Genomic DNA, 23088 nt, shown 5'->3' on the forward strand with positions numbered 1-23088 from the left:
AGGCGCTGCTCAGTGGTGCCGGGCGCTCACTTCGTGCCCGGCACCACCAATAGCTCTGCCGCACTGAGAATGTCGGGTGGGATGGGCACCGGCTTTCGTGTCTTCGCGTCGACGTACACGTGCACGAATCGGCCGAGAGCCGCCAGGTCGAGGGCCTTGTCGCGTTCGTCGAGGGCCTCGCCGCGTTCCCGGAAGATGGCGAGCGCGTACACGATGCTGCGAGTGCCGAGCCGCTCTATCGACAGTCCCACCTGGAGGCGGTCCGGGAAGGTCAGTTCACCGAGGTACTTGCAGGATGTCTCGGCAACGACGCCGATCGCCGGCAACTCCCGGATGTCCGTGCCCGTTTCCGCGATCAGCCAGGCATTGACCGCGGTGTCGAAGTACGAGTAGTAGGTGACGTTGTTGACGTGCCCGTAGTGGTCGTTGTCTGCCCAGCGGGTGGGTACCGGCCAGAGGACCGGGAAGTCGTCGGCGGTCGGCAAGGCGGGAGCGTCGTCGTGTGTCATCGCCTCGACCTTAAACGTCGGGGTTCCCGTGCCCTGGGCAGGCCCGCCGGGCGTGCCGCGCATCGGGCAGAATCGCGTCCTATGTCCGTACCCGACAGTGACGTGCGTTCGCCTTCTTCGGCCGCCCAGCCGGTCAGTGCGGGAATCGTCACGGCCTTGGTGGGATTCACCAGTTCCTTCGCCGTGGTCCTCACGGGTTTGACCGCGGTCGGCGCGAATTCCGCCGAGGCGGCGTCGGGCCTCCTCACGCTGTGTGTGACGCAGGCGCTGGGGATGCTGTGGTTGTCGCGGCGTTATCGCATGCCGATCACCCTCGCCTGGTCGACGCCGGGCGCCGCGCTCCTCGCCGGGGCCGGGACCGTGAGCGGTGGCTGGCCCGCTGCGGTGGGCGCGTTCGCCATCGTGGGTGTTGCGATCCTTCTCACCGGGTTGTGGCCTCGGCTCGGGCGGATGATCGCCGCAATTCCTTCCGCGTTGGCGCAGGCGATGCTGGCCGGGGTGCTGCTGCCCCTGTGCCTGGCCCCGGTGCTCGCGCTACGGGACGCACCGCTCGCCGTCGCCCCGGTCGTGCTGGTGTGGCTGATTCTGCAGCGGTATTCCACACGCTGGGCGGTCCCGGCAGCATTCGCCGCCGCGGGTGTGGTGATCGCGGTCAGCCTCGTCGTCGGGAAAGTCGGACTCGATGCCAGCGCCTTGCTGCCGGAGCTGGTGCTGACGACACCGACGTGGTCCTGGCAGGCATTGATCGGGATCGCCGTGCCGCTGTACATCGTGACCATGGCGTCGCAGAACATTCCCGGCACCGCAGTCATGAAGTCCTTCGGATACGAGGTCCCGTGGCGGCCCGCGATGCTGGTGACGGGGATCGGCACCCTGGTGGGGGCACCCGCCGGTGGGCACGCCATCAACCTCGCGGCGATCAGTGCCGCTCTCTCCGCGGCACCCACCGCCCACCCCGACCCCCGGAAACGGTGGCGTGCGGCCTTCATCGCAGGCTGGGCGTATCTGGTCCTCGCGGCCTGCTCGGCGGCTGTGGCCGCGCTCATTGCGGCGGCTCCGGTGGGCGTCGTGGAGACGGTGGCCGGTCTCGCCCTCCTCGCGACTCTGGGCGGTGCGCTCGCGTCCGCGCTCGCCGACATACGCGAACGTGAAGGGGCTGTCGTCACTTTTCTGATCGCGGCGTCCGGGGTCAGCGTCCTCGGAATCGGTTCGGCGTTCTGGGCGCTGATCGCCGGATTGATCGTGCGGACGGCCCTGCACTTCCGGAGATAATGGGGCGATGACGACCATCGAGGTAGTACAGGGCGACATCACGACGGTGGCGGTAGACGCGATCGTCAATGCGGCCAACTCCGCCCTTCTCGGCGGCGGCGGCGTGGACGGAGCGATCCACCGTGTGGGCGGACCGGACATCCTGGCCGAGTGCAGGAAGTTACGGGCGACGACACTGCCCGACGGACTGCCTGCAGGGGAGGCCGTGGCCACGACGGCGGGGAGATTGCCGTCCCGGTGGGTCATCCACACCGTCGGACCGGTGTACTCGCCTTCCGAGGATCGGTCACACCTGCTGCGGGGTGCATACCTGAGCAGCTTGCGCGTGGCGGCCGACCTCGGCGCGGAATCGGTTGCGTTCCCGCTGATCTCGGCCGGTGTCTACGGGTGGCCGGCCGACGACGCCGTCCGTCAGGCCGTCAGTGCAGTGCGCCGATCGGACAGCGGTGTGCCGCGCGTCGTGTTCGTGGCGTTCGACGCGCAGATGGCGGAAAGGCTTCGCGCGGCGGTCGGGTGATCCGCGACCCGCGCCTGTTTCACGACCGCGAATACTCCGACGCCCGCCGGACCTCTTCCGGAGAGGGGCGGATGCCGGTGTAGAGGACGAACTGCTCGGCCGCCTGCAAGGCGATCACCTCGGCGCCGGTGATCACGGTCTTGTGGCGTTCGGCCGCCGCTCTGATCAACGGCGTGGTCGGGGGCATCGCCACCACGTCGAACACCGCATCTGCCGCCTCGATCGCGTCCAGTTCGAACGACAAAGCGTCCTCCTCGGCGCCACCGGCCATCCCGATCGGTGTCGCGTTGATCAGCAGGCCCGGACGAGCGTGACCCAATTCGGGTTGCCACGAAAAGCCGTACTGCTTCGCGAGCGCGCCGCCTGTCTCCGCGTTTCGGGCCACCACGGTGACATCGGTGAACCCGAAGTCGCGTACTGCTGCCACCACCGCCTTGGCCATCCCACCGCTGCCTGCGACGGCCACGGACAGCGAGTGTGGAAGTGCGTTCTCCCGCAGCAAGTTTGCCACTGCCTGATAGTCAGTGTTGTAGGCGTGCAGCACGCCGTCCTCGTTGACAATGGTGTTCACCGACTCGATGACCGACGCCGACGAGTGCATGACGTCTACGTGGTCGATCACCTGCTCCTTGAACGGCATCGAGATACCGGCACCGCGGATACCGAGTGCGCGAATCCCGCCGACCGCGGCCGGCAGGTCGGTGGTGGTGAACGCCTTGTAGACGTAATTCAGACCAAGCTCACCGTAGAGATAGTTGTGAAATCTGGTGCCGATGTTGCTCGGTCGACCGGAAAGCGAGATGCAGAGAACGGTGTCTTTGTCGAGCGTGTTCATCAGCGCAATACTAATGGTGGGCTCCCATCCGCGCGTGTTGCCGGCTCCGAATACCCCGTGACCACAACTAAGGAGCACGGCTGCATGACTACCACGATCGGTGATCGGCCCCACGCCGCACGAGCGCCCGAGCGGCGACGGCATCTGTTCTCCCGTGCACTCGCGGGAGTGATCGCCGCCGGTGTCGTTCTCGCGGTCGGTGAACTCGTGTCGGTGTTGATCGACCAGAACAGCTCGCCCTTCTATGCGGTGGGTTCCACCACGGTCGACCGCAGTCCGGCCTGGGCGCGCGAGTTCGCCATTTCGACGTTCGGAACGAACGACAAGCCGGCGCTCTTCGTGGGGATGACACTGCTGATCGTGTTGCTTGCCGCAGTGGCAGGCATCGTCGAGCGACCGCGCGCCCCCTTCGGTAGTGCCATCCTCGGAATTCTGGGCGCTGTCGGCGTATTTGCCGCCACACAACGCCCGAGCGCCTCGTGGGTCTACGCGGTGCCGACGCTCGCAGGGGTCGCGGCCGGAATCGTCGTACTCCGCATCTTGACGGCGGCGGCGCAGATGCCGGAAGGGGCCGATGGTGCGGATTCGCGGTTGCCCCGCCGAAAGTTTCTGGTGCTCGCGGCCACTGCTGCTGCGGCGGCAGCGGCGGCGGGAGCTGTCGGACGGTATCTGGGTCAGCAGATCGCCGGGGCCATCGACAACCGTCGGAATTTCGCGATTCCCTCGGTCGCGGACAAGGCGTCTCCGATCGCCCCGGGAACCGACATCGGCGTACCCGGCGCCACCCCGTTCGTCACCGCGAACGACGAGTTCTACCGCATCGACACCGCGCTGCGGGTCCCGCGGATGACGACGGACAACTGGGAGCTGCACATGCACGGAATGGTGGATCGGGAACTCACCCTCACGTGGGACGACCTCGTTGCACGGACCCCGGTCGAACGAATTATCACGTTGACGTGCGTGTCCAACGAGGTTGGGGGAGTCCTCGCCGGCAACGCCGCCTGGATCGGGTACCCGATCAGGGATCTCCTCGACGAGGTGGGCGTCGGTGCCGAGGCCGACATGCTGCTCTCGACGAGTATCGACGGCTTCACCGCAGGTACCCCGATCGAAGCATTGCGCGACGGGCGCGACGCAATTCTCGCGGTGGCGATGAACGGTGAGCCCTTGCCGTTCGAGCACGGCTACCCCGTGCGCCAGGTGGTGCCCGGTCTCTACGGTTACGTCTCCGCCACCAAATGGGTGGTGGATTGGGAGTTCACCCGCTTCGACGCGGCCGAGGCGTACTGGACGCAGCGGGGGTGGGCCGAGAAGGCACCGATCAAGACCGCCTCTCGCATCGACGTGCCGGCTCCCTTCGCGCCGTTGGTGCCGGGTCCGGTACTGGTCGCCGGAACCGCCTGGGCGCAGCGCCGAGGAATCGAGACGGTGGAAGTGCGGGTAGACAACGGCCGGTGGGAAAAGGCCGCGCTCGCACAGCAATACACCATCGACACCTGGCGTCAATGGACCTGGGAATGGCAGGCGACACCGGGCCTGCACACACTGCAAGTGCGGGCGACGGACCTCAGCGGCAACGTGCAGGTCGAGGAACGGACGCCGCCGATTCCAGGCGGCGCCACCGGGTGGCACACACGCTCGTTCACGGTGTCCTGAGGAGCTCACGGGCACCTTTCCGCCACGTCGGCGAGCGCTTTCCGGTCGGCGACGGTGACAGGAAGGCCGTACTCGACGGCGACGCTGAGGTACTTGCCCGCATAGAAGCAGTGATACGCGGGATTCGGCGGAAGCCAGTCGCCGGGAGTCTGGTCGCCCTTGTCCTGGTTGTCGTCGCCGTTGACGGCCAGCAATTCGAACATCACGTCGTTGGCGAACCGGATTCGGCGCTCCAGTGGCCATGTGGACGCACCCATGTCCCAGGCCGCGGCCAACGGGTAGACGTGGTCGATCTGCACGGCCTTGGCGTCGCTGCGGTCGAAGGTGACGAGCTCGCCGGAGTACGGGTCGGCGAGGACCCCGCTCAGCACGACACACTCCTGGGTGCCGTCCCGGAACGACACCGATCGCAGGTCGGTGGCCAGCACGTTGTTGCGGGTGTCGCACCCGTCGTGCCCCGCTGGAGCGCTCTGGGCGTCTGTCCACGCCGGACCGAAGACGCACTGTTCCTTGCCTGAGCACCCGCGTTGGTACCCACCCGGGTGCGGGCGGGACTCGACCGTCTCGACCTGTGCCAGCAACTGTTCGATGTGCTCGCGCGGCGGACTGCCGGGCGCCGGGCCCGGCCCGCTCAGATCAAGGATCGATACCCCGCAGCCACTGACCGCAAGAGCCCACAGCACGACATACAGAACCCTCATTGCGTCCCCCCGGCGCTCGACGAGTGTCCGAACCGTCGACCCGCAGTATTGCGCGGGTCACCGACACGTCAGGCGAAGGGTAACTGCACGGCGGCGATCGAGGACAGGTGGGCACCGTCGTGCCCGATCACCCACGACCCACCACTCTCTCGGCACTCCGCCAGGACGTCGAGGGTGCGGAGGAGGAAGAAGATGGCTTCGCTGGGGACCGGCGTGATGGCAAGTTGATGCGCCTCACCGTGTTTCATCCCGTCGAGCCAGACGCCGGACTGCCCGTCGAGGCGGATCGTCACGATGTGCGTTGCGTCGACGAAAGCATACTTCCGCTGCTCCCACGGGGTGGTGAGTGCGTATCCCTGCTCGAGAACCTGAATGAGGATGCTCATGGGCCGACTCCGAGTCTCCGGCGTGGCGGGCGGACAAGTTCCAGCATCTCACCTGCGTCCTGCACGACGCCATGGCCGGGCGGCGGAAATGTCGACGCGGCGCTCGACCTCCGGCCGCTCTACCCGGCGCTGCTCGGATCGGCGGTGAACCGGTCGAGGACGGCGCGCGCACATCGCACGACCGTCGAGCGGTCGTAGGAGACGACGTAGTCGAATTCGCGTTCCGCATCTGCCTCTCCGCGGTGAAGATCCACGGCGGAGAGAACGCAACCGAAGTGGGGGCCCAGAACCACGACGTTCCACTCCTCCACCAGCTCGTCGTCCGCCGCGAGGGGAGCCTGATGAATGCCCTCGTCCACCGTGTGACCCATGCCGACGCCGTACACGCCCGCGTAGGCGATCCGGCTCGCCATGTTCTGCCAACGGGTGCGGGTCCGGTCGGTGAAATGCTCGGCGCGCTGGAAGGTTCCCAGCACCAGGGTTTCGGGCCCCGCGGCGGCGGCATGCGTCTCAAGGGTGGTGCTCATGGTCACCAGGAGTCGCTTGAGACTGCGGACAGCGGTGCGCCCGGAGGAGGCGATGGCGTGTGGTGAGCGCGAGTCGTGGTCGGGAGTGTTCCAGGTCGGCGCGGGCGGGAAAGGCTCGACAGTCGCGGAAGCCGGCCACGACGCCGGGGCCGACTCGATGTCCTCGAGATGCTCGCCGACCCCGTACGTCGCTCCCAGGCTGAGCGCACGCCGGCGCTGAACCTCGGTGCCCACTCCGGTGGCGACCACCACGGCGCCGGAACTCTCCACGCGTGCAGCCACCGCATGAGCGGTGCGGGCGATGTCCGAGTCCGGGCGACGCGTGATCATGACGGGCGCGAGGAGGATGATGTCCGGCTCGATCAGCGACAGCAGTGCGATGGCTGCAGGGTGGGTGCCTACCTCGTCCACGGCGATGAGCCTTCCGCGGCCGCGTGCATCTGCGACGGCCCGCAGTGCGCGGGACGGATCGGCAGTGAATATCGCAGCGGTGACCACGTTGATCTCTCGGCGCAGGCACTCGGGATCAGCCGCGCGATTCTCCAGGCCGGGGAGGGAGTCGAGGTCGATCGGCACCAGTACGGGAACACCGTCCGCTGCGACCGTACCGGCGACGTCCCAGGTGAGATGGTCGAGCTCGCGCTTCTCGTTCATGGCCCGAGCCACGGTCCGCAGTGCTTCGGGGGTCGCGAGTGGGCCGTCCGCGGGCCCGCGCAGCTGCACCTCGAGAGCGGCCAGCGCCCCATTGTCCAGGCGTCGCACGGCCGCCGTGTGCGGCGAGACCGCCAGTCCGCCCACCTCAGCATGGTCGACGGACCGGTCAGGATTGTCGACGGACTGGTCAGGGGCGAGAACGAACATGCCGCGATTCTCGCATCGGTGCTCGCGCGCCGCAGCAGGGCGCAGAGATCGCCGTTACCGTTGCGTGACTATTCGTTATTGTTTCGTGACTTTGTGGTCGCCGCCGCGACATGAGCGGCGGCAACGATCAGGACAGCGTCGTACGGTTCGATCTCAGTAGAAAAGGTGGCGAACATGAGTGGCTCACCGAAAATCGGGCGTTACCACGATGCTCTCCTCGCTCTCACCCTGGCGACAGATCGACCCGCACGCCTCGTCGAGACGGCGGTAGGTGTAGGTGTGCGCGTCGATCTCACGCTCGGCTGTCACCTCCTGGCGATCGCCACGGCCGACGGCGCCCTGCGGGATGCCGACGCCGATAGTGGCTGGACGGTGCACTTCGTCGGCCGCGGATCGGTCGACGCCGAGGAACCACTCGTCACCGTGCACGGCGACTGGCTCGTCGATGCGGTCGACCAGGTCTTGGCCCGAGTCGGTGCGCTCGACGGCCGTCAGCTGTGCCGCCCGACCCCCAGCCGGTCCACACGCTGGCCCTCCGCCGCTCGCGAAGCTGTCTGACGGGACGAGCCGGGCGGCGGGCGACTAACCCACCTCGATCACGACCTTGCCCGCGACGTGGCCGGACTCGACCAGCGCGAGTGCCTCACCCGCCTGCTCGAGAGGGAAGCGGTGGGTGACGCGCGGGTCCAGGACACCGGAGGCCACCAGGGCAGCCAGCTCGGCGAAGACTGCGGTGGTGCGTCGGCGTTTCACGCCCGAACCGCCGAGATCACGGGCAGCGAGCGGGTCGCCGACGCTGACGATCGCGGCCGGATCTCGGACGAGCCGGGCCGCATCGGCCAGCGCGTCGCCACCGACCAGGTCGAATACGGCATCGACCGGCTCCGATATCCGTGTCGCCAACCCGGCGCCGGACTCGACCCACTCCGCGCCGAGCGATTCGACCACGTCACGCTTACTCCGGCTCGCGACTCCGAGAACAGCGATGCCCCGGGCTGCCGCCAATTGCAGCGCAGCGACCCCGACGCCGCCGCCGGCACCGATCACGAGCAATCTGCTTCCTGCGGGCAGGTTCAGCGTGGACATCGCGTCGTAGGCGGTGCCTGCTGCCACGGGAAGGGTGGCGGCGTCGGCGAAGGAGACGGACCCGGGCTTGTGTGCCGTCGACGACGCATTCAGCATCGTGTGATCGGCGTACCCGCCGTAACCGGTGGCCGTCGCTCCGAACACGGCATCGCCGACCGCGAAGTCGGCGACCCGAGGACCGACCGCGGTCACCGCTCCCGCCACCTCGCGGCCCAGCACCGCCGGAAGCGTGACGGGCACGGTGTCCTTGCGGGTACCTGCCCGCACCTTCCAATCGGCGGGATTCACCCCGGCTGCGTGCACAGCCACCTGCAGCTGTCCGGGGCCCGGGAACGGGACGGCAACGTCGAAGAACTGCTGGGTTTCGGGGCCGCCGTACTCGCGGAAGCCGTATGCCAAAGTCACCCATATAGAACTACCATGTGACCAGGGCATTCGCAACGATTGGAAGGTGCCAGCCATGGCGTCGATTGATGGAGCAGTCATCTACTGTCGCGTGTCCAGTGACCAGTCAGGCCGTGCACGGTCGGTATCGGAGCAGGAAGCCGATTGCAGGCGCACGTGTGAGGTCGAAGGGTGGCCGGTGATTGATGTGGTGGTCGACAACGACATAGGCGCGTCTCGGTACTCCCAGGGCACTCGTCCGGGCTTTCTGCGCCTGCAGGCACTACTGCGGCGTGGTGTCGTCTTGGTGTCCTGGGAGTCGTCTCGGATCACGCGCAAGCTCGGTGAGTTCGCAGAGCTACGGGATTTCTGCGCAGACCTCGGCGTGCAGTGGTTCGTCGGCGGGCGGTTGTACGACTTGAACGAGCCGAACGATAACTACATGCTCGGTATCGCGGCTCAGAATGCCGAACTAGAGGTAGCGCTGTCGCGCAAGCGAATCATGCGGGCGAAGGATCGGACCGCTGCCACAGGGACACACAACGGGTGGATGCCCTTCGGATATGTGCGCGGCCCCGATGGTTGGACTGTGGACCCGGAAGCCGCGCCGATCGTCCAAGAGGCGGTGCGCCGACTGCTGGCGGGTGATTCACTGCGAAGCCTGGCAAAAGAGTTCGCAGAGCGCGGAGTGCCCGCGCCTAGTCGTGGTGTCGGTAGGCAAGGGAGTGGTTGGGCCAAGATCGGCGGGAAGGGTTTGCGTTCGATGGTCCTGAGTCCGACCTATGCCGGAATCCACGTACGTCGGCGGCACGACAAGCAAACCGGCGAACGGGTCGAGATCTCACGTACACGGGGCGATTGGGAACCGCTTATAACCGAAGGCGAACACACTCGGCTGGTTGCCATGCTCACCGACCCCTCTCGGTCCCGTAGCTGGGGAAGTCAAGTAACGCATCTACTTTCGGGCATAGCTACCTGTGAAGTGTGCGGCCAGGGAGTCAAGCATTCCAATATGAAGTCAGACCTTCGGCCTCGATACCGTTGCCCAGACAGTCACGTGAAGCGCGCTGCCGACGAGCTGGACAGGCATGTGGAATCGGCTGTAGTGGAGTTCTTTTCGGATCATGTGCGTGCCGCTGCCGCTATGTATGGTGACGACAAAGCTGCCAGGGAAGCTGCCGAACTGGCCCGCGAACTGAGACAGCAACTCGACGCTGAAATCCTGGAGCTGACCAATGCCAATATCTCGGCGTCCACACGGGCACGCATGGCAGAGCAGATGGAACAGTCCCTACTGCCGAAGATCGAAGCCGCCGAAGCCAAAGCGCGTCAGGTAGGTAATCCGGTATTGCAGAAGTTTGCTAATGGAGCCACGCGAGAAGTGTGGGATTCCCTCTCCATTCTGGATAGGCGTGAGGTGGTCAGAGAGTGCTTGAAGGTGACGATTCTGAGAGTGAAGGTGCGCAATCCGCGTAGAGTATTCGACCCCGACACTGTGGAAATCGTGCCGAAAAAGACAATTTCGATTGACTCTGACTGGTGGAAGACGGATTAGGCGGTAGGCTCTCGCCCATGTCAGTTGCCGCCCTTGTGTTGTCGATCGTCTCGCTGGTGTGGAGCTTCGCGCTGACATGGATACGGTGGCCAAGAATCTCTGTCGAAATGAGGCAGTCGGTAAGCGTTGGCTCACCGTCGAAGGATACGCTGAATCTGGTTGTTCTCAATCTCGGGGCCGAAGCAACCACTATTGCAAACGTCGGCATTCGTTCGGAAGATGGGTCCATTGGCATCGACTACGAAGCAAATCGCGACCCATTCGAGGGGCCTGATCTGCCAGCTCGCATCGAGGGGCATGGTTGCTTGGTATGGACACTCTCGGATGATTCTCTGACGCCAATTCCCAGTCAAACCAAAATTGCTGCATATGCTTTTCGATATAAGGCTTACCGGAAATACCCGAAGAGCCGTAGAACAATGCTCCGTATAACTGAAGCGAAATACACTACCCATCGAAACGGCGGCATTCTGCCGACTTCGGAATAGCCATTTAATGGGATTAGCCGACTCATCTCGGCTATTGGTTTTAGTCCTATATCTTTACGTATTCATACTGCACCTGCGCGCGGTCGATTCTCGTCGTCCCATGGCAGATTCTCTTTCAGACCCTATCGGACGCCGATTCGAGCACTATAGTAACCCTCTGACCTGCGGTTATGCAGTGTCGTTGAAGATTTCAACTTAGAGGGAGAAGCGATCGGAGGCAGGGTCTTGCTCGGTGTCTGCGAATATCGGAAAACATGCACCCCCCTACCCACTGGTCCCTACCATCCATTCCTCTGCCTACCTAGTGCCATTAGCGCAATCCAAAACGATTGATTAGTGTCATTGTTAGTGAGGGAATGAATCACATTAGCGATATGTTTTCCATATGGAATTCACCAACTGGAAGGGGTGAGTCAAACAATGGCTACTACACAGGCAGTGAGCGACTGGAGCGCGTTGGTACGGCAAGAGCTGCCACAGGGCGTCACGGTTCGCAAGGTTGGATGGAAAGCATTGAAGGTTGCAATAGCAATCAGTGCAGTGTCGATGCTGCTTGCACTTGGTCTGGTGCTAGTGGTGGTGTGCATGGTGTGCACAGTCTTCGGCACGACAGCACGCAACGCACCAGTGGCACTGTGCAGTGGGCGCAACCAAGGTAGGTATGGCATGACGTATGGTGTTGTGGCAGTGAAGGTGTCAGGGTTCAGTATGGTTGGCAAGGCATTGCAAGGTGTGTATGAGTTCACAGTGAAGTGAATGTGTTGGTGTGACACATACTGAGACACCAAGGGTGCTACCAGATCTGGCTACCATGCACGTCGTCAGGTCCAACAGGTTCGATGGGTATCAGGCTTGGCTTCGGCTTCGCTGTTGTTGTTCCCGGTGCTCGGCGGCTACGTCGTCTGAACGGTGCGCGGTAGGGCTCTGCTGTGGTACCTGCCAGCTGTCGGCCCTCTCGCTTGCCACTGTTGCACTTCATATGTGCGGGTGCGGTATTGGCATGGTCGAACAATGCACCCCCTCGACTGACCGGCACGATGTGGTCCACAGACAAACCCAATCGTGTTCTGCCGCTTGCATATGGGTCGATGGGTTCGTTGCAGAGATGGCACGTCCAGCCCTCGATGGGTGTGTTGGCCTTGTACCATGTGCGAATCGCGACCCACCTCGGATCGTGCAACCACCATGAGTTCGACATTGCTCAGTCTCCAAGCATTTCAATAAGTTTGAGTTTCTGTAATACGGTCTGCAGTGATACACGAAAGGCTCTGCCTCCGACTGGAAGACAGAGCCTTTGGTGCAGTCTCGCTGCCGCACAACCCTTTTGCTGATATGGAGCGCGAAGGTAGTCGCCGGACCTATCCGAGTCTTCTACTTCCTCGGAATTCCGTGGATCGCAGGGAGTGCCGATCATGTAAAACACTCCCTGCGACCAGGTGACCGGCTAAGGCTCGCACGCGCTCTGCCGGTCGGCCCTCCGATGATGATGCGACACCACGAACCATCATCGGGAGAGAGTTCATCAGGCCGTGGTTGCGACGTTCAAGAGCCGGAATGCGTTGGCGTTCACAACATCAGAACCAACACGGCGATGCATCCAGAGTCCGCGTTCACCGGTCGGCCTACGATTGGCCCCGAAGAGGTGGGGAACCAGTTCGACAGTCGTGCCGATGCGATCCACGATCACGAAATTCGAGAAGTCGCCGTACACCAGCGCATAGTTGGCTGCGGTCACTGCGGCGTTGATCGTGCCGTCCATACCCGAAATTTCGTGCAGTGGGCGGCTCAGCAGGTTTGCGGGTACTGCCTGCGCCCCTGGGAACTTCAGCGCGCCGTTGGTGGTCTCGAACTGCCGGATGGTGTTCAGGATCGCCAGGTTGCCCGCGAACGATGCATTGGGCTGCCAGCGCGAACCGAGTGCCCCTTGCAAAGTGTAGATGTCTGCCGACGTGAGCGCTTCACCAGCTGCCGGAACGATCACAGATCCACCAGCGGCCACAAGGGCAGTGATGAGGCCTGTGGGCTGCCCGGAACCCGATCCCGTTGCGAAGGCAGTGTTTTCGAGCTGCAGTGCCGAATCAGCGAGCAATGCCTGCAACTGACTGAGCAACTGCAAACCATCCTCTTCCAGTTCGATAGAGAAGGGAACCCAACTGGCTGCCTTGTGAACCGGGATCGGCTCGGGTGTCAGCGTCGGTGTTGCGTCTGCGGCCTCGGCTGCTTCGGCCAACCACTCGGATGTGACACCAGCGGAGCTGACACCATTCCAGGCGTTGGAAGTCGTCTGCACTACTCGGCTGATTGCGCGGAGCGGAGAGACACTGCCCGCGTTGGTCAGGATGATGCTCGGGTCCAGATCGAAGGGCACCAAGTGCTTTCCGGTACCGGCTGCACCCTCGATGAGTCCGCGAACCTGGTCGGCGTCCCGGTAGGACTGAGACTCTTCCGGGGTCCACAGGAGGTGCCCGCGCTCGGGGTTGCCCACCAGCTTGGCGAACGCACTTCGGTAGGCTTCGGTGCCCGTAGTCGCTGCGAGTCGGGCCACAGTGGAGTCGGTGCCCACCAGTGCCTCGGAAAGTGTTGCAGCGGCGTCGGTCAAACGTCCGGCCTTGTGGCTGCGCTCGATGTTGCTCAGTGCTGCATCCCTGGTCGGGTCGCTGTCCTTACGTGCGCGAGTGCTGGGAGCTTCCACGGTGCCGGGATCGTTTGCCAGCTGCAACAGACGGTTACGGGATTCGTTGCGCTGCTTGAAGTATTCCAAGTGGTCGGCCAGCTCATCGAATCGGTCGGCGTCTGCGCCCTGCAATTCGGATCGCTCTGCCAGTTCGTGTGCCTCGGCGCGGATCTTCTGAGCCTCTGCGGTAACCTGCGCCTCGGGCATGCCGTGGTATTTCTGGAATCGTGGGTCGTTCTTCTCGATGGTCATTGTCTTGTTTCCTTAAAGGTCCAGTAGCCGAAGCCGTCTCGCGGCCTGGCTCGAAGTGATGGTGGTGTTTCTGACTCCCACAGAGGTGCCCGCATATGCCGGTGAGACAACAGGTCCGGCCTCGGAGAGTGCAACCTCGCGGATAGTCCGGGCTATCTTCTCGCCCCGGTACATCCGGTCGTAGGCGTCCTCGGCGGCGATAACGCGCCCCTTGGTGTCGGTCCAGGCGTCTTGAATCACGCGGAACCGGAACGACATACCTGTCAGCGCGCCCGATGCGATGGCCTGCCTGATGGGCAAAACCAGATCGTTGTCATGCAAGCGGCCAGCAACGAATAGCCCGTGGGTGTCCTCGCGAAGCTCGGTGTAGACGCCGATAGGTACGGTGCCCGTTCTCGGGTCGTGACCATGGTCGAATTGCATGACCGGAGTTCGTTCGGCCAATGTCTTGGTGAACGCTCCCTTGACGATTCGCTCGGAGAAAGTGCCTTCCCAGGAGCTGATTTCGGTGTCTTGGTTGAAGACGGCTGCATATCCTTCGAGAGTAAGCCCGTCGCCAGGTTCGGTGGCAGAGCGAAATTCGACGCTGCGAGTGATGAGAGTCTTGTTACGTGAGGACATTTCGGTGATTCCTTCGAACGAAGTGGATACGACAAAACAGGCTGTACCTGCTTGGACCCGGCTTTCCGTTCGATCAAGTGTCCGCACTGTGGGGACGGCTTGTCTCTCCGAAACTATCTGGGGCAAGTGATTTCTCGGCTTGCGGGGTCCAGTGTAAACGAAATTCTGGGATCGTGCCAAGACTGTGGACCCCTGGCAGTGCGGGCTGTCCGGGGTCCACAGGGAATCGGTCAGTCGGTGAGTTCGGCGATGGTGTCCGGGATTTCATCGGCAGAGGGCACGAATTCGAGTTCCGGGCCGCTCGGGTCGCAGTCATCCAAGATCCAATCCGCGTCTGCCATCACCAACACACGATCCGGGAATGCTGCCGTGCGGAATTCGACCACATGATCTTTCACGGTGTAGCTCACTCCCGGATTGTCTGCGATCGCTTGCTGTTCATCGGGTGGAAGTTGCTCGATAGCCATCTCGGTCAGCCGCGAGACCTTCCACTTGAATAGCTCGATACCGCGTAGTGCTGAGTAGTTGTCGGTAGTCATTGTTCTGTCCTCCGTGATCGTAATCAGGTGTGTAGGTTCGAATTCCGGTAGTTGTCCCGGTAGCCATGGGATGGTTGCGGCTGTCATTTCCTAGTTGCTCCCTTGGTGTTTCGCTTCTGTCTGCTCGCTGCCTCTACAGCTCTGCGCTTGCGCTCTTGTTCTCTCGCTACCTGTTCCGTAGCTGCCTGCCATTGATCCCAAGTCGGTGAGTAGGTTCCGTTACTTGCCAGTTCGTGCATCTCTTTGAACTGGCGATACATGTAGCGCTTGTACTCACGTTGCTTTGCCCACGTCTTCGCCGACTTGAATGCACGCTCTTCCGGCATGTAGTCGTCGGCGTCGAAGTCCTCCAGTAGTGGCCTCACCACATACCTGCCTCGGTAAGCCGATACTTCGATGCATGGCCGAACGGGGTGCCTGGCATCCGGGCGACCAGTCCCAGAGTCACAGTGTGGTTTAGGGCGACGAAAACCTCGGGGTAGGAGTGTCCGGTGAGTTCGGCAAGTTCGACGGCGCTGCGGGCACCTGAGCCGCACCTGAGCATCATCAGGACGTGCAGCGCGATGATGACCGGATCGTTGGTGGTGGTGCTCATGGTCGGCCTTTCAACAGATCGGCGTTGCAGTGCGGACAGTGCATGTCTGTGGTCGGCGGCGTGATATCGCGGCCAGAGTTGTTCTGAGCGATCCACAGTCGGCGGTGACACTCCGGGCAGTGCGGACAGCCGCTCCAGGGGCCGCGCTTGGCCGGTGCCATCTTGGAGGCTGTACGAACCTTCATCGTTGTGCCTTTCGTTCGGCGCGGCGCTGCGCGCGGTTTAGGTGGGCTCGGTACCAAGGGCAGGTGTCGTCATGGAAGACGGTCCAATGAATGACCTCGTTCATGGTCTCGACGCGGAGGTCGGCGTTGCAGTCTCCACAGGGGTGCTTGGGTGGTGTCAGGTTCAGCATTTTCGGTTCCTTCGGGTTTGTTGTTCTCTCACTTCGATTTCGACCTGTTCCCTGTTCCCACCCAAGGGATTGGGGGTGGGGAACATGCAAGGGGTGCAGGCTGTTCCGGGGTGTTCCCGACGCTTGGGAACAGGTAGGAACACGCCCTGACCTGTGGTTTTGCACTAGATCCACGGCACCCTGTTCCGGGGTGTTCCCGACGCTTGGGGAACAGGTTCAGGGCTGCCAACCTGTTCCCATGCAGGTCAGAGGGTGTTTTCACCTATTCCGGGCGTAGTTTGCTTCTCGCCTTGTAGTCCCGAATCGCGTCGGTAAGGGTGGCTGCTCGGACGCCCTTCACTCCGTGGTCGGCAAGGAACTTCTTGACGTGTTCGCGCCCGAAAGTGTCGTCGGCGGGCATCCCCAAAGTGGTGAAGGTGTCCACCATCGACTGAACCGCGTCCACCTTTTGCTGCAACGTCGGTGCTTCGATCTTCACTGCCAGATTTCCGTTGTCGTCGGAGACGATCTGAAACAGTGCCGCCACGGCGTCGGAGTCAGGGTCCGGGCAGTGCTTGCGAACCCATGACCCGCGTTCCTTCTCGGTGAGTCGCACGGTGAGTTCTCCGGCTCGTCCAGGCACCATCTGCTGAGTCATGATCACTCGGTAGCTCACGTCCATCAGTGCTCTCTTGGTCATGGCTCCCAGTGCGAAGGTTCCGCCGTTGGCTTTCGCTTCGTGGTCGATGACGATGACAGCCGCGCCTGTTCGCTTGAGAGGGTCGATGAGATGGTGAAACCACTTCGCCACTTCGTCGTTGTCGTTGCCGCTGTATCCGTACGACGCCAGGCAGGCCGTGCAACCATCCACCACAACGATGCTGTAGTCGGTGAGCGTGGACAGCATTTCGGCTGTCGCCACCTCGTGGGGGTTCCGGTACGAAATGAGCTGCATCTGTTCCCGCGTCAAACCAAGCTGCCGGAAGTTGATGCCAACAGATTCGTTGTCCGACTCGTAGTCGAGATACAGCACGCGGTTTCCGGCTCGGACTTGTTCGGCGCACGCGATTTTCGCTATCCACGACTTGCCGCTGCCGGACGGCCCGTGAAAGTCGTGAGACTTGCCGGGGTACAGCAAACCGATATCGTCGTCCCGGAACAACATCGTGGTTTCCTGCATCCGATAGTCCGCGTCCCAGATCCGATCCATACTGACTTCGGCCCACGATGACGGGAGGGCTGTCGTCGGCGTCTGTGGATCTTCAAATGCGCCTGCCTGGTTTTCTCCCATAACCTTGCCGCTGATCCCGAGTATGTCGTCGGCTGCCTTGTCTTTCAGCTGCGGGTTGTACTCGTCGGCGGTGCCGTAGAGCTTGCGAACCTCCTTGTACTTGAACGCCGAACCTTTCTGTCGATACCGCTCGACCTGGCCCGCGTCGAGTTGCAGACAATGCAGTGTCTCTTCGAGGGAGAGGTCACTTGCCTTGCACGCGTTCACGATCGTCGCTGTCTTGCTACTGCGGTCAGCACTCGAAGCGTTCAGCGCGTTTCTTACAACCTCCGGCATACGCTGCGGCGCAACGGGAACGATTGGATCGGTAGAGACCTCGACCTCCGGTTTGACCTCGACGGCGGGCAGGGCCTCGACCAGATCCTTTGGGTTCCAACGCGTCTTGCCGACGCTCTCGTCCCAGGTAACCGGCGCTGTCGGGTGAGTCTTCTTGGCTGACATCTGGTTAACGGTGCCGGGAATCCGAAGCAGGCCATTGTCGCGGCAGACTGCGCGATCCGAATCGAAGTGGGCGACAAGCTGATCCTCCAGCCGGTGATAGGTGCCCACGTCGACGGAATGATTCAACTCGATGTACGCGTGCACGTGGCCGGGAGAGCCCGAATAGACCACCCAGGCGTCCAGGTCGCGCAGTTTCGTCGTGTCCTCGGCTGTCAGTGCCCGGTCGATATCCACATGCAGGCGACGGCGTTTCACGGACATGTTCATCGCACGTCCACCTGTGCCGTCTGCCTTTTTCTTCTCATGGCTGTAGCTCAGGTGCGCCGCATACCAGACATTGAAGCCCGCTTCGTTCTGGGCGACGATGAAGTCGACAGCTTCCTCGGCCTGCTCGGGCCATTGGAAAGGGTTGTCTGAGAAGGTCGTAGGCGCATTCCTGCCGGGGCCGACACTGATCCACGCCGTGCCCTTGTCGGTGCCGTACTGGAGTTTCAACCAGGTGCGTATTTTCTCGCGATCCACGCCCTGGACATCAGCGGTCATCCCTCGACCCGGACGGGGACCAGGAGAGCTTGAATCTCGGCAAGGTCGATACGGAGCGTGCGTTCAGAGATGCGGTAGCCGGTGAGCTTGCCGCTCTTGACCCAACGTCCGATCGTAATGGGATGTACTGCAAGGATTTCGGCCGCGTCGGCGGCGCTGATGAGCTTCATGTCGGTTCTCCACAGGTGCGTTCACTGTGGACGGCACCGGAAGCAGTGGTCCCCAAGATCCGACCAGTTCCGCGTTGTCCTCGATATGCCTTCTGCTCACGTGGCTTTCGTTACCTGGCTTAAGTCCTCTTGGGCAGACCAACCAGCTACGTTTCTTATCATAGCTAACTTTCTCTGACAGCGTTGCCGACAATTCCTGCACTGAGTGCCAATGGCCGCGTTTCGGCGATAGAATCGGGAGCGTCTCTCACAGAGGAATCTGCGGTCATTGCGGGCCGCGCCAGGCAAAGCCTCTCGGCTACTTCCAGAGCTGGGGGGCTTTGTCATGCGCGCACTCTCGGCGATTCAATAAGTCCAGGCCCTTAGCGCGGCTAACGAGTAGACTCGGAGTCGTTGGTTCAGTTCTCGTTTGACTGTCATCTTTGGGATCACCAGCACGCGGCCCATCACCGCCACAAAGAACCGCCCCTCTCGTCTTCCTGCGAGCTGGGCGGTTCTTTTGTCTGTCTGCACTTCAATATGTCGGGGCGTTATTCCATCAGGTGGGCGGTTGCGACTATCAGCCATGCGTCGGCCACAGGGTAGCCCTGTGTCTTTGCCGTCTCGAAGTAGCGCGCCTGCCAGGTCTCACGATCGGGCAAGGTCATCACCAGCTCTGCGGCCAGTAGTGCGCGTTCAGACATTGCATCGGAAATGTATGTCTCACTGGTGAATACGGGATTTCCGGCCATCGTAGCGGCCACAGTATTAATGCTGGTCATGACGTACGCTCCCTCGGTATTGGACGATATGGGAGACTTAGCGCAACGGTAGAAGCCGTATGCGGTGCTCACGCCTCAACTCTTATCACGGTCGGCGCGTTCGCGGATCGGGCACGACGAGGCCCGCCGGGCATCCCGGCGGGCCTGTTGTGGACGGGTCAGGAGCTGCCGAACAAGCCGCCCAACGATCCTGTGCCGCCTCCGCCGCCACCCTCGCCGCCCATCAAGGGTCCGAGGGCCTCGAGCAGGGCGAGCAAGCCTTCGAGAATCTGTGCAAAGTCCATGTCTTCCTCCGATCACTGCAGTGGTTCCGGCAGCGATCCGTTGTGCGCTTCGGCGCGGACAGCCGCCACCACGTTCATCGGTCCGGCACCGGCCACGGTTACACGGAAAATGCAGGGACTTCGAATGCTGTCGGCTCCGCCTGATTGGATGGGTCCATGCTGCACGGTCTCTGGACACCGGGTTCGGGACTCATGCTGTGGGTCGAGGACCGGGATCTCGTGGCGGAGGAGTCCGCCGCCGATGCTGTCGGCCGCGTCTTGCAGCGCAAGTTCCGGCACCATCTCAAGGTGCCGATGCCGGCGCCCTCGGGTCCGGAGCTGGTCGAGTGGCCGGCGGTGGCGATGGCTCCGCCCGATGCCGCGGAGTTCCTGCTGGCGGTGTCGCCGTGGGATTCGCGGATCGCCGGCGATTTGCGGTACCTCGCCCATATGGTGCGCGGAATCGAGCGATGGGCGCGTGCCGGTCGGGTGGTCCCCGAGGCGCATCGTGCGGAGGGCACGTGGTGGCCGCGTTGGCGACTGCTCGGCGGTGAACGGCAGCGTGCCTGGCTGACCGAACTCACTGTGGCGATGCCGCAGGTGCAGCGCCACGGGAGCGGCGCCCGCTCCGTGCTGGACGACCTCGTCACCGAACTCACCGACCCGATCACCCGTCACGTTCTCGGCCACCGCCCGCTCGACGGTCGGCGCAGCCATCCGCCGCATCCGTTCCTCGCCGCGCTCGTGCACGGCGATTCCTACGACGAGGGAACGCCGCAACTGTCGGGTTCGCTCGACCGCTGGCGTGACAGTCTCACAGTGGACGAGCCCGAACTGGTGTTGCGCCTGCTCGAACCGGACGACGCCGACGTCGAGGGGGACTGGGATCCGGACACCGCCCTGTGGCGGCTGGAGGTGTGCCTGCGTCCGGAAGGCGAAGCCCCGGTTCCGATTCCCCTGCATCACACGGACGCGAGCCGCCTCCAGATCGGTGTCCGCAAATTGACGGAGGCCGTGGCGGCGTATCCGCGACTGCAGGACGTGCCGAGCGATCCCGACAGCCTCGATCTGTTCCTCCCTACCGCGGTCGTGATCGACCTGGTCGGGCACGGGGCGGTCGCGTTGAAGGAGAAGGGCATCAGCCTGTTGCTGCCGCGGGCCTGGAGTGTGGCGTCGCCGTCCATGCGGTTGCGGGTCAGTTCGCCGGGGACCCCGGCGAGCGCGGAGAACCGGTCGGTGGGCAAGGACCAGTTGGTGCAGTACGACTGGGAGCTGGCGCTCGGGGACACCGTCCTGACGGCCGCCGAAATGACTCGATTGGTCAATTCCAAGAGCGATCTGGTGCGGCTGCGCGGTGAATGGGTGCGGGCCGATTCCGAAGTGCTCGCTCGCGCGGCACGCTACGTGACGGAACGGCAGGGAAATGGCGACCGTGCCATCGTCGACTTGATCAAAGACCTCATCGCCGATGATCTCTCGCGCCTTCCGGTGGACGAGGTGACGGCGAGCGGGTGGGCTGCCGCGTTACTCGAAGGTGACGTGCAGCCGGAGCAGGTTCCGGTCCCCGACCGGCTGGACGCCACCTTGCGGCCGTATCAGCAGCGGGGGCTCGACTGGCTGGCGTTCATGAGCAGGCTCGGACTGGGGGCCGTTCTCGCCGATGACATGGGCCTGGGTAAGACCCTGCAACTGCTGGCGTTGCTGGCGCACGAGAACGCGCCTTCGCCGACACTTCTGGTGTGCCCGATGTCCGTGGTCGGCAACTGGCAACGAGAGGCGGCCCGCTTCGTTCCGACCTTGCGTGTGCATGTCCACCACGGCCCGCAACGGCTGACCGGTGAGGAGCTGACGGCTGCGGTCGGTGCGAGTGACCTGGTGATCACCACGTACGCGTTGTTGGCACGCGACCTCGCGCAGTTGAAGGAACAGCAGTGGCGCCGGGTGGTGCTCGATGAGGCGCAGCACATAAAGAACTCGAAAACGTCCCAAGCCAGGGCTGCCCGTAGTATCCCCGCTGCGCACCGGGTGGCGTTGACCGGCACACCCGTCGAGAATCGGCTCGACGAATTGCGTTCCATTCTCGATTTCGCGAATTCCGGCATTCTCGGCTCCGAGGCGATGTTCCGCAAACGCTTCGTCGTTCCGATCGAGCGGGAGCAGGACGAGACCGCCGTGGCCCGGCTGCGGGCTGTCACGTCACCGTTCGTGCTCCGGCGGGTCAAAACCGATCCGGCGGTCATCGCCGACCTCCCCGACAAGTTCGAGATGACGGTGCGCGCCAATCTCACCGCGGAACAGGCGGCGCTGTATCGGGCGGTGGTCGACGACATGATGGCGCAGATCAAGGACAAGAAGGGGATGAAGCGCAAGGGTGCCGTGCTTGCCGCGCTGACCAAACTCAAGCAGGTATGCAACCATCCTGCGCACTTTCTGCGGGACGGGTCCGCGGTGACGCGCCGCGGTCAGCACCGGTCGGGAAAGCTCGGTCTCGTCGAGGACATCCTGGACTCCGTACTGGCCGACGGCGAGAAAGCGTTGCTGTTCACCCAGTTCCGCGAGTTCGGTGATCTCGTGGCACCGTACCTGTCGGAACGTTTCGGTACCGCCGTGCCGTTTTTGCACGGCGGTGTCACCAAACAGAAGCGCGACGACATGGTGGCGGCATTCCAGGGCGACGGCGGACCGCCGATCATGCTGCTCTCACTCAAGGCGGGGGGTACCGGGCTCAACCTCACGGCGGCCAATCACGTCGTGCACCTCGACCGATGGTGGAATCCGGCGGTCGAGAACCAGGCCACCGACCGGGCGTTCCGCATCGGACAGCGCCGAGACGTGCAGGTGCGGAAACTGGTGTGCGTGGGCACGCTCGAGGAACGGATCGACGCAATGATCGCGACCAAACAGGAGTTGGCTGATCTCGCGGTCGGAACCGGTGAGAATTGGGTGACGGAGATGAGCACCGAACAGCTCGGCGAGCTGCTGCGACTCGGCGACGAGGCGGTCGGCGAATGACGGATCGGCGACCGGCACCGCATTTCGCTCGGTACGGCTCACGACGACCGGTGCAGGGCGGCCTGGCAGCACGCTCGCGGCGGGGAGCATTCGGTCACACCTGGTGGGGGCGGGAACTGGTCGACATCATCGAGTTCGTCGGCGACAAGGGGCGGATGAGCCGTGGCCGCAGCTACGCGCGCAGCGGACAGGTCGTCTCCCTCGAAATCAGCCATGGGATGGTGACCGGTGAAGTCCAGGGCAGCCAGCTCCAGCCGTTCGTCGCGACCGTCTCGATCGACCGGCTCGACGAGGACGAGATCGCCGAATTGGTCACGCTGGTGCGGAAACAGCCGGGCAGCCTTGCGATGCTCGCGGGTGGGGCGGTGCCGGAAATTCTCGGCCCCCTCCTGTTACCCTCCGGCTCTTCGGCGCTCCACTACGACTGCACCTGTCCGGACGACGGCTGGCCGTGTAAGCACGCCGCAGCGGTCGCATATCTGACCACGGAGCGGATCGACGAGAACCCCCTCGAGATACTGACCCTGCGCGGGGTCGACCTCGACATGCTGATCGAGGGAGTCGGCGGTGGCAACGCCGAGGAAGATGTCGCCGATTGGTTCGGTGACAGCGCCCAACTGCCCGCCCTGCCCGACACCGACTTCCGGGCGGCGGTCGACGACCTCGACCCGTTGCTGCTGCGCAAGGCGATCCGATCCGTGTGCGCCGACGAGCGCGAGGTGGACGCCGCCATCGCGGACCTGAACACGCTCTATCAGCATCTCCGTTAATCCTGGCGTTGGATGATGTGGTGCTCCCCGCCGTACGCGGGA

General features: G+C 63.4%; 24 protein-coding genes. 9 read left to right on the plus strand and 15 right to left on the minus strand.

Translation table 11 applies throughout. The features are described from left to right. Nucleotides 1–26: 26 nt before the first annotated feature. The gene (locus tag ACH49N_RS21560; RefSeq protein WP_159921094.1) at nucleotides 27–509 is read right to left on the minus strand and encodes a thioesterase family protein; all 483 of its coding nucleotides are present in this window, start codon (nucleotides 507–509) and stop codon (nucleotides 27–29) included. Between the two features lie 81 nt (nucleotides 510–590). Here ACH49N_RS21560 and ACH49N_RS21565 point away from each other — a divergent pair, with 81 nt between their 5' ends. Next, complete coding sequence (locus tag ACH49N_RS21565) at nucleotides 591–1781, plus strand: benzoate/H(+) symporter BenE family transporter (protein ID WP_358274569.1); 1191 nt, start codon at nucleotides 591–593, stop codon at nucleotides 1779–1781. A 7-nt stretch (nucleotides 1782–1788) separates the two neighbouring features. Continuing rightward, entirely contained in the window at nucleotides 1789–2298 is a 510-nt protein-coding gene (locus ACH49N_RS21570; RefSeq protein WP_358274571.1) for an O-acetyl-ADP-ribose deacetylase, read from the plus strand. 19 nt (nucleotides 2299–2317) lie between these two features. Here ACH49N_RS21570 and ACH49N_RS21575 read toward each other — a convergent pair whose 3' ends face one another. Beyond that, nucleotides 2318–3133 carry a shikimate 5-dehydrogenase gene (locus tag ACH49N_RS21575; protein WP_358274573.1) on the minus strand — a complete coding sequence of 272 codons (816 nt, stop codon included), beginning with the start codon at nucleotides 3131–3133 and terminating at the stop codon, nucleotides 2318–2320. An 84-nt stretch (nucleotides 3134–3217) separates the two neighbouring features. On the opposite strand from ACH49N_RS21575, the gene ACH49N_RS21580 reads away from it, so the two are divergent. Then, on the plus strand, nucleotides 3218–4792 hold the full coding sequence (locus ACH49N_RS21580) for a molybdopterin-dependent oxidoreductase (RefSeq protein WP_358274575.1): 1575 nt from the start codon (nucleotides 3218–3220) through the stop codon (nucleotides 4790–4792). Nucleotides 4793–4797: 5 nt separating this feature from the next. Here ACH49N_RS21580 and ACH49N_RS21585 read toward each other — a convergent pair whose 3' ends face one another. The 3 genes from ACH49N_RS21585 to ACH49N_RS21595 all read right to left on the minus strand — a co-directional run bounded on the left by ACH49N_RS21585 (nucleotide 4798) and on the right by ACH49N_RS21595 (nucleotide 7267). Further along, nucleotides 4798–5493, minus strand: a complete 696-nt coding sequence (locus ACH49N_RS21585) for an HNH endonuclease family protein (RefSeq protein WP_358274577.1) — start codon at nucleotides 5491–5493, stop codon at nucleotides 4798–4800. Nucleotides 5494–5561: 68 nt separating this feature from the next. Continuing rightward, on the minus strand, nucleotides 5562–5879 hold the full coding sequence (locus tag ACH49N_RS21590) for a hypothetical protein (protein ID WP_159921106.1): 318 nt from the start codon (nucleotides 5877–5879) through the stop codon (nucleotides 5562–5564). 119 nt (nucleotides 5880–5998) lie between these two features. After that, nucleotides 5999–7267, minus strand: coding sequence for a DICT sensory domain-containing protein (locus ACH49N_RS21595; protein WP_358274579.1), 1269 nt, complete (start codon nucleotides 7265–7267; stop codon nucleotides 5999–6001). Nucleotides 7268–7441: 174 nt separating this feature from the next. Here ACH49N_RS21595 and ACH49N_RS21600 point away from each other — a divergent pair, with 174 nt between their 5' ends. Continuing rightward, on the plus strand, nucleotides 7442–7825 hold the full coding sequence (locus ACH49N_RS21600) for a hypothetical protein (RefSeq protein WP_358274581.1): 384 nt from the start codon (nucleotides 7442–7444) through the stop codon (nucleotides 7823–7825). A gap of 24 nt (nucleotides 7826–7849) precedes the next feature. Here the strand turns inward: ACH49N_RS21600 and ACH49N_RS21605 are convergent, their stop codons facing one another. Beyond that, on the minus strand, nucleotides 7850–8758 hold the full coding sequence (locus tag ACH49N_RS21605; protein WP_358274583.1) for an NADP-dependent oxidoreductase: 909 nt from the start codon (nucleotides 8756–8758) through the stop codon (nucleotides 7850–7852). 55 nt (nucleotides 8759–8813) lie between these two features. Here ACH49N_RS21605 and ACH49N_RS21610 point away from each other — a divergent pair, with 55 nt between their 5' ends. The 3 genes from ACH49N_RS21610 (at nucleotide 8814) to ACH49N_RS21620 (ending at nucleotide 11536) form a co-directional block, all read left to right on the plus strand. Then, entirely contained in the window at nucleotides 8814–10292 is a 1479-nt protein-coding gene (locus ACH49N_RS21610) for a recombinase family protein (RefSeq protein WP_358274584.1), read from the plus strand. 17 nt (nucleotides 10293–10309) lie between these two features. After that, a complete protein-coding gene (locus tag ACH49N_RS21615; protein WP_358274586.1) occupies nucleotides 10310–10780 on the plus strand; it encodes a hypothetical protein in 471 nt (156 codons plus the stop codon). Nucleotides 10781–11200: 420 nt separating this feature from the next. Next, entirely contained in the window at nucleotides 11201–11536 is a 336-nt protein-coding gene (locus tag ACH49N_RS21620; protein WP_358274587.1) for a hypothetical protein, read from the plus strand. A gap of 37 nt (nucleotides 11537–11573) precedes the next feature. On the opposite strand, the gene ACH49N_RS21625 is transcribed toward ACH49N_RS21620, so the two are convergent. From ACH49N_RS21625 to ACH49N_RS21665, 9 genes are all read right to left on the minus strand, one after another. Continuing rightward, complete coding sequence (locus tag ACH49N_RS21625) at nucleotides 11574–11978, minus strand: HNH endonuclease (RefSeq protein ID WP_358274589.1); 405 nt, start codon at nucleotides 11976–11978, stop codon at nucleotides 11574–11576. Nucleotides 11979–12302: 324 nt separating this feature from the next. Then, entirely contained in the window at nucleotides 12303–13706 is a 1404-nt protein-coding gene (locus ACH49N_RS21630; RefSeq protein WP_358274590.1) for a phage major capsid protein, read from the minus strand. A 12-nt stretch (nucleotides 13707–13718) separates the two neighbouring features. Continuing rightward, entirely contained in the window at nucleotides 13719–14327 is a 609-nt protein-coding gene (locus ACH49N_RS21635; RefSeq protein ID WP_358274592.1) for an HK97 family phage prohead protease, read from the minus strand. A 230-nt stretch (nucleotides 14328–14557) separates the two neighbouring features. Further along, a complete protein-coding gene (locus ACH49N_RS21640) occupies nucleotides 14558–14953 on the minus strand; it encodes a hypothetical protein (RefSeq protein WP_358274593.1) in 396 nt (131 codons plus the stop codon). Nucleotides 14954–15227: 274 nt separating this feature from the next. Then, on the minus strand, nucleotides 15228–15461 hold the full coding sequence (locus ACH49N_RS21645; protein WP_358274595.1) for a hypothetical protein: 234 nt from the start codon (nucleotides 15459–15461) through the stop codon (nucleotides 15228–15230). Between the two features lie 617 nt (nucleotides 15462–16078). Further along, nucleotides 16079–18070, minus strand: a complete 1992-nt coding sequence (locus tag ACH49N_RS21650) for an AAA family ATPase (RefSeq protein WP_358274597.1) — start codon at nucleotides 18068–18070, stop codon at nucleotides 16079–16081. Continuing rightward, nucleotides 18067–18240 (minus strand): helix-turn-helix domain-containing protein, encoded by a 174-nt coding sequence (locus ACH49N_RS21655; RefSeq protein WP_358274599.1) that lies wholly within the window; start codon nucleotides 18238–18240, stop codon nucleotides 18067–18069. The genes ACH49N_RS21650 and ACH49N_RS21655 overlap by 4 nt, the downstream gene beginning before the upstream one ends. A 530-nt stretch (nucleotides 18241–18770) precedes the next feature. Then, nucleotides 18771–19001, minus strand: coding sequence for a hypothetical protein (locus ACH49N_RS21660; protein WP_358274601.1), 231 nt, complete (start codon nucleotides 18999–19001; stop codon nucleotides 18771–18773). Between the two features lie 158 nt (nucleotides 19002–19159). Continuing rightward, nucleotides 19160–19285: a hypothetical protein gene (locus ACH49N_RS21665; protein WP_268962579.1), complete on the minus strand. Its 126-nt coding sequence runs from the start codon at nucleotides 19283–19285 to the stop codon at nucleotides 19160–19162. A 156-nt stretch (nucleotides 19286–19441) separates the two neighbouring features. On the opposite strand from ACH49N_RS21665, the gene ACH49N_RS21670 reads away from it, so the two are divergent. Then, the gene (locus ACH49N_RS21670; protein ID WP_358274603.1) at nucleotides 19442–22276 is read left to right on the plus strand and encodes a DEAD/DEAH box helicase; all 2835 of its coding nucleotides are present in this window, start codon (nucleotides 19442–19444) and stop codon (nucleotides 22274–22276) included. Then, entirely contained in the window at nucleotides 22273–23046 is a 774-nt protein-coding gene (locus ACH49N_RS21675) for an SWIM zinc finger family protein (protein ID WP_317747133.1), read from the plus strand. Before ACH49N_RS21670 ends, ACH49N_RS21675 begins: the two co-directional genes overlap by 4 nt. Nucleotides 23047–23088 lie beyond the last annotated feature (42 nt).

The sequence above is a fragment of the Rhodococcus sp. NPDC019647 genome (assembly GCF_044389235.1).
GTDB lineage: Bacteria > Actinomycetota > Actinomycetes > Mycobacteriales > Mycobacteriaceae > Rhodococcus_F > Rhodococcus_F oxybenzonivorans.

Bases quoted from the DNA above. Each gene is read 5' to 3' on its own strand.
- ACH49N_RS21560 (WP_159921094.1), bottom strand. From the start codon at position 509: ATGACACACGACGACGCTCCCGCCTTGCCGACCGCCGACGACTTCCCG.
- ACH49N_RS21565 (WP_358274569.1), top strand. From the start codon at position 591: ATGTCCGTACCCGACAGTGACGTGCGTTCGCCTTCTTCGGCCGCCCAG.
- ACH49N_RS21570 (WP_358274571.1), top strand. From the start codon at position 1,789: ATGACGACCATCGAGGTAGTACAGGGCGACATCACGACGGTGGCGGTA.
- ACH49N_RS21575 (WP_358274573.1), bottom strand. From the start codon at position 3,133: ATGAACACGCTCGACAAAGACACCGTTCTCTGCATCTCGCTTTCCGGT.
- ACH49N_RS21580 (WP_358274575.1), top strand. From the start codon at position 3,218: ATGACTACCACGATCGGTGATCGGCCCCACGCCGCACGAGCGCCCGAG.
- ACH49N_RS21585 (WP_358274577.1), bottom strand. From the start codon at position 5,493: ATGAGGGTTCTGTATGTCGTGCTGTGGGCTCTTGCGGTCAGTGGCTGC.
- ACH49N_RS21590 (WP_159921106.1), bottom strand. From the start codon at position 5,879: ATGAGCATCCTCATTCAGGTTCTCGAGCAGGGATACGCACTCACCACC.
- ACH49N_RS21595 (WP_358274579.1), bottom strand. From the start codon at position 7,267: ATGTTCGTTCTCGCCCCTGACCAGTCCGTCGACAATCCTGACCGGTCC.
- ACH49N_RS21600 (WP_358274581.1), top strand. From the start codon at position 7,442: ATGAGTGGCTCACCGAAAATCGGGCGTTACCACGATGCTCTCCTCGCT.
- ACH49N_RS21610 (WP_358274584.1), top strand. From the start codon at position 8,814: ATGGCGTCGATTGATGGAGCAGTCATCTACTGTCGCGTGTCCAGTGAC.
- ACH49N_RS21615 (WP_358274586.1), top strand. From the start codon at position 10,310: ATGTCAGTTGCCGCCCTTGTGTTGTCGATCGTCTCGCTGGTGTGGAGC.
- ACH49N_RS21620 (WP_358274587.1), top strand. From the start codon at position 11,201: ATGGCTACTACACAGGCAGTGAGCGACTGGAGCGCGTTGGTACGGCAA.
- ACH49N_RS21625 (WP_358274589.1), bottom strand. From the start codon at position 11,978: ATGTCGAACTCATGGTGGTTGCACGATCCGAGGTGGGTCGCGATTCGC.
- ACH49N_RS21630 (WP_358274590.1), bottom strand. From the start codon at position 13,706: ATGACCATCGAGAAGAACGACCCACGATTCCAGAAATACCACGGCATG.
- ACH49N_RS21635 (WP_358274592.1), bottom strand. From the start codon at position 14,327: ATGTCCTCACGTAACAAGACTCTCATCACTCGCAGCGTCGAATTTCGC.
- ACH49N_RS21640 (WP_358274593.1), bottom strand. From the start codon at position 14,953: ATGACAGCCGCAACCATCCCATGGCTACCGGGACAACTACCGGAATTC.
- ACH49N_RS21645 (WP_358274595.1), bottom strand. From the start codon at position 15,461: ATGAGCACCACCACCAACGATCCGGTCATCATCGCGCTGCACGTCCTG.
- ACH49N_RS21650 (WP_358274597.1), bottom strand. From the start codon at position 18,070: ATGACCGCTGATGTCCAGGGCGTGGATCGCGAGAAAATACGCACCTGG.
- ACH49N_RS21655 (WP_358274599.1), bottom strand. From the start codon at position 18,240: ATGAAGCTCATCAGCGCCGCCGACGCGGCCGAAATCCTTGCAGTACAT.
- ACH49N_RS21660 (WP_358274601.1), bottom strand. From the start codon at position 19,001: ATGACCAGCATTAATACTGTGGCCGCTACGATGGCCGGAAATCCCGTA.
- ACH49N_RS21665 (WP_268962579.1), bottom strand. From the start codon at position 19,285: ATGGACTTTGCACAGATTCTCGAAGGCTTGCTCGCCCTGCTCGAGGCC.
- ACH49N_RS21670 (WP_358274603.1), top strand. From the start codon at position 19,442: ATGCTGCACGGTCTCTGGACACCGGGTTCGGGACTCATGCTGTGGGTC.
- ACH49N_RS21675 (WP_317747133.1), top strand. From the start codon at position 22,273: ATGACGGATCGGCGACCGGCACCGCATTTCGCTCGGTACGGCTCACGA.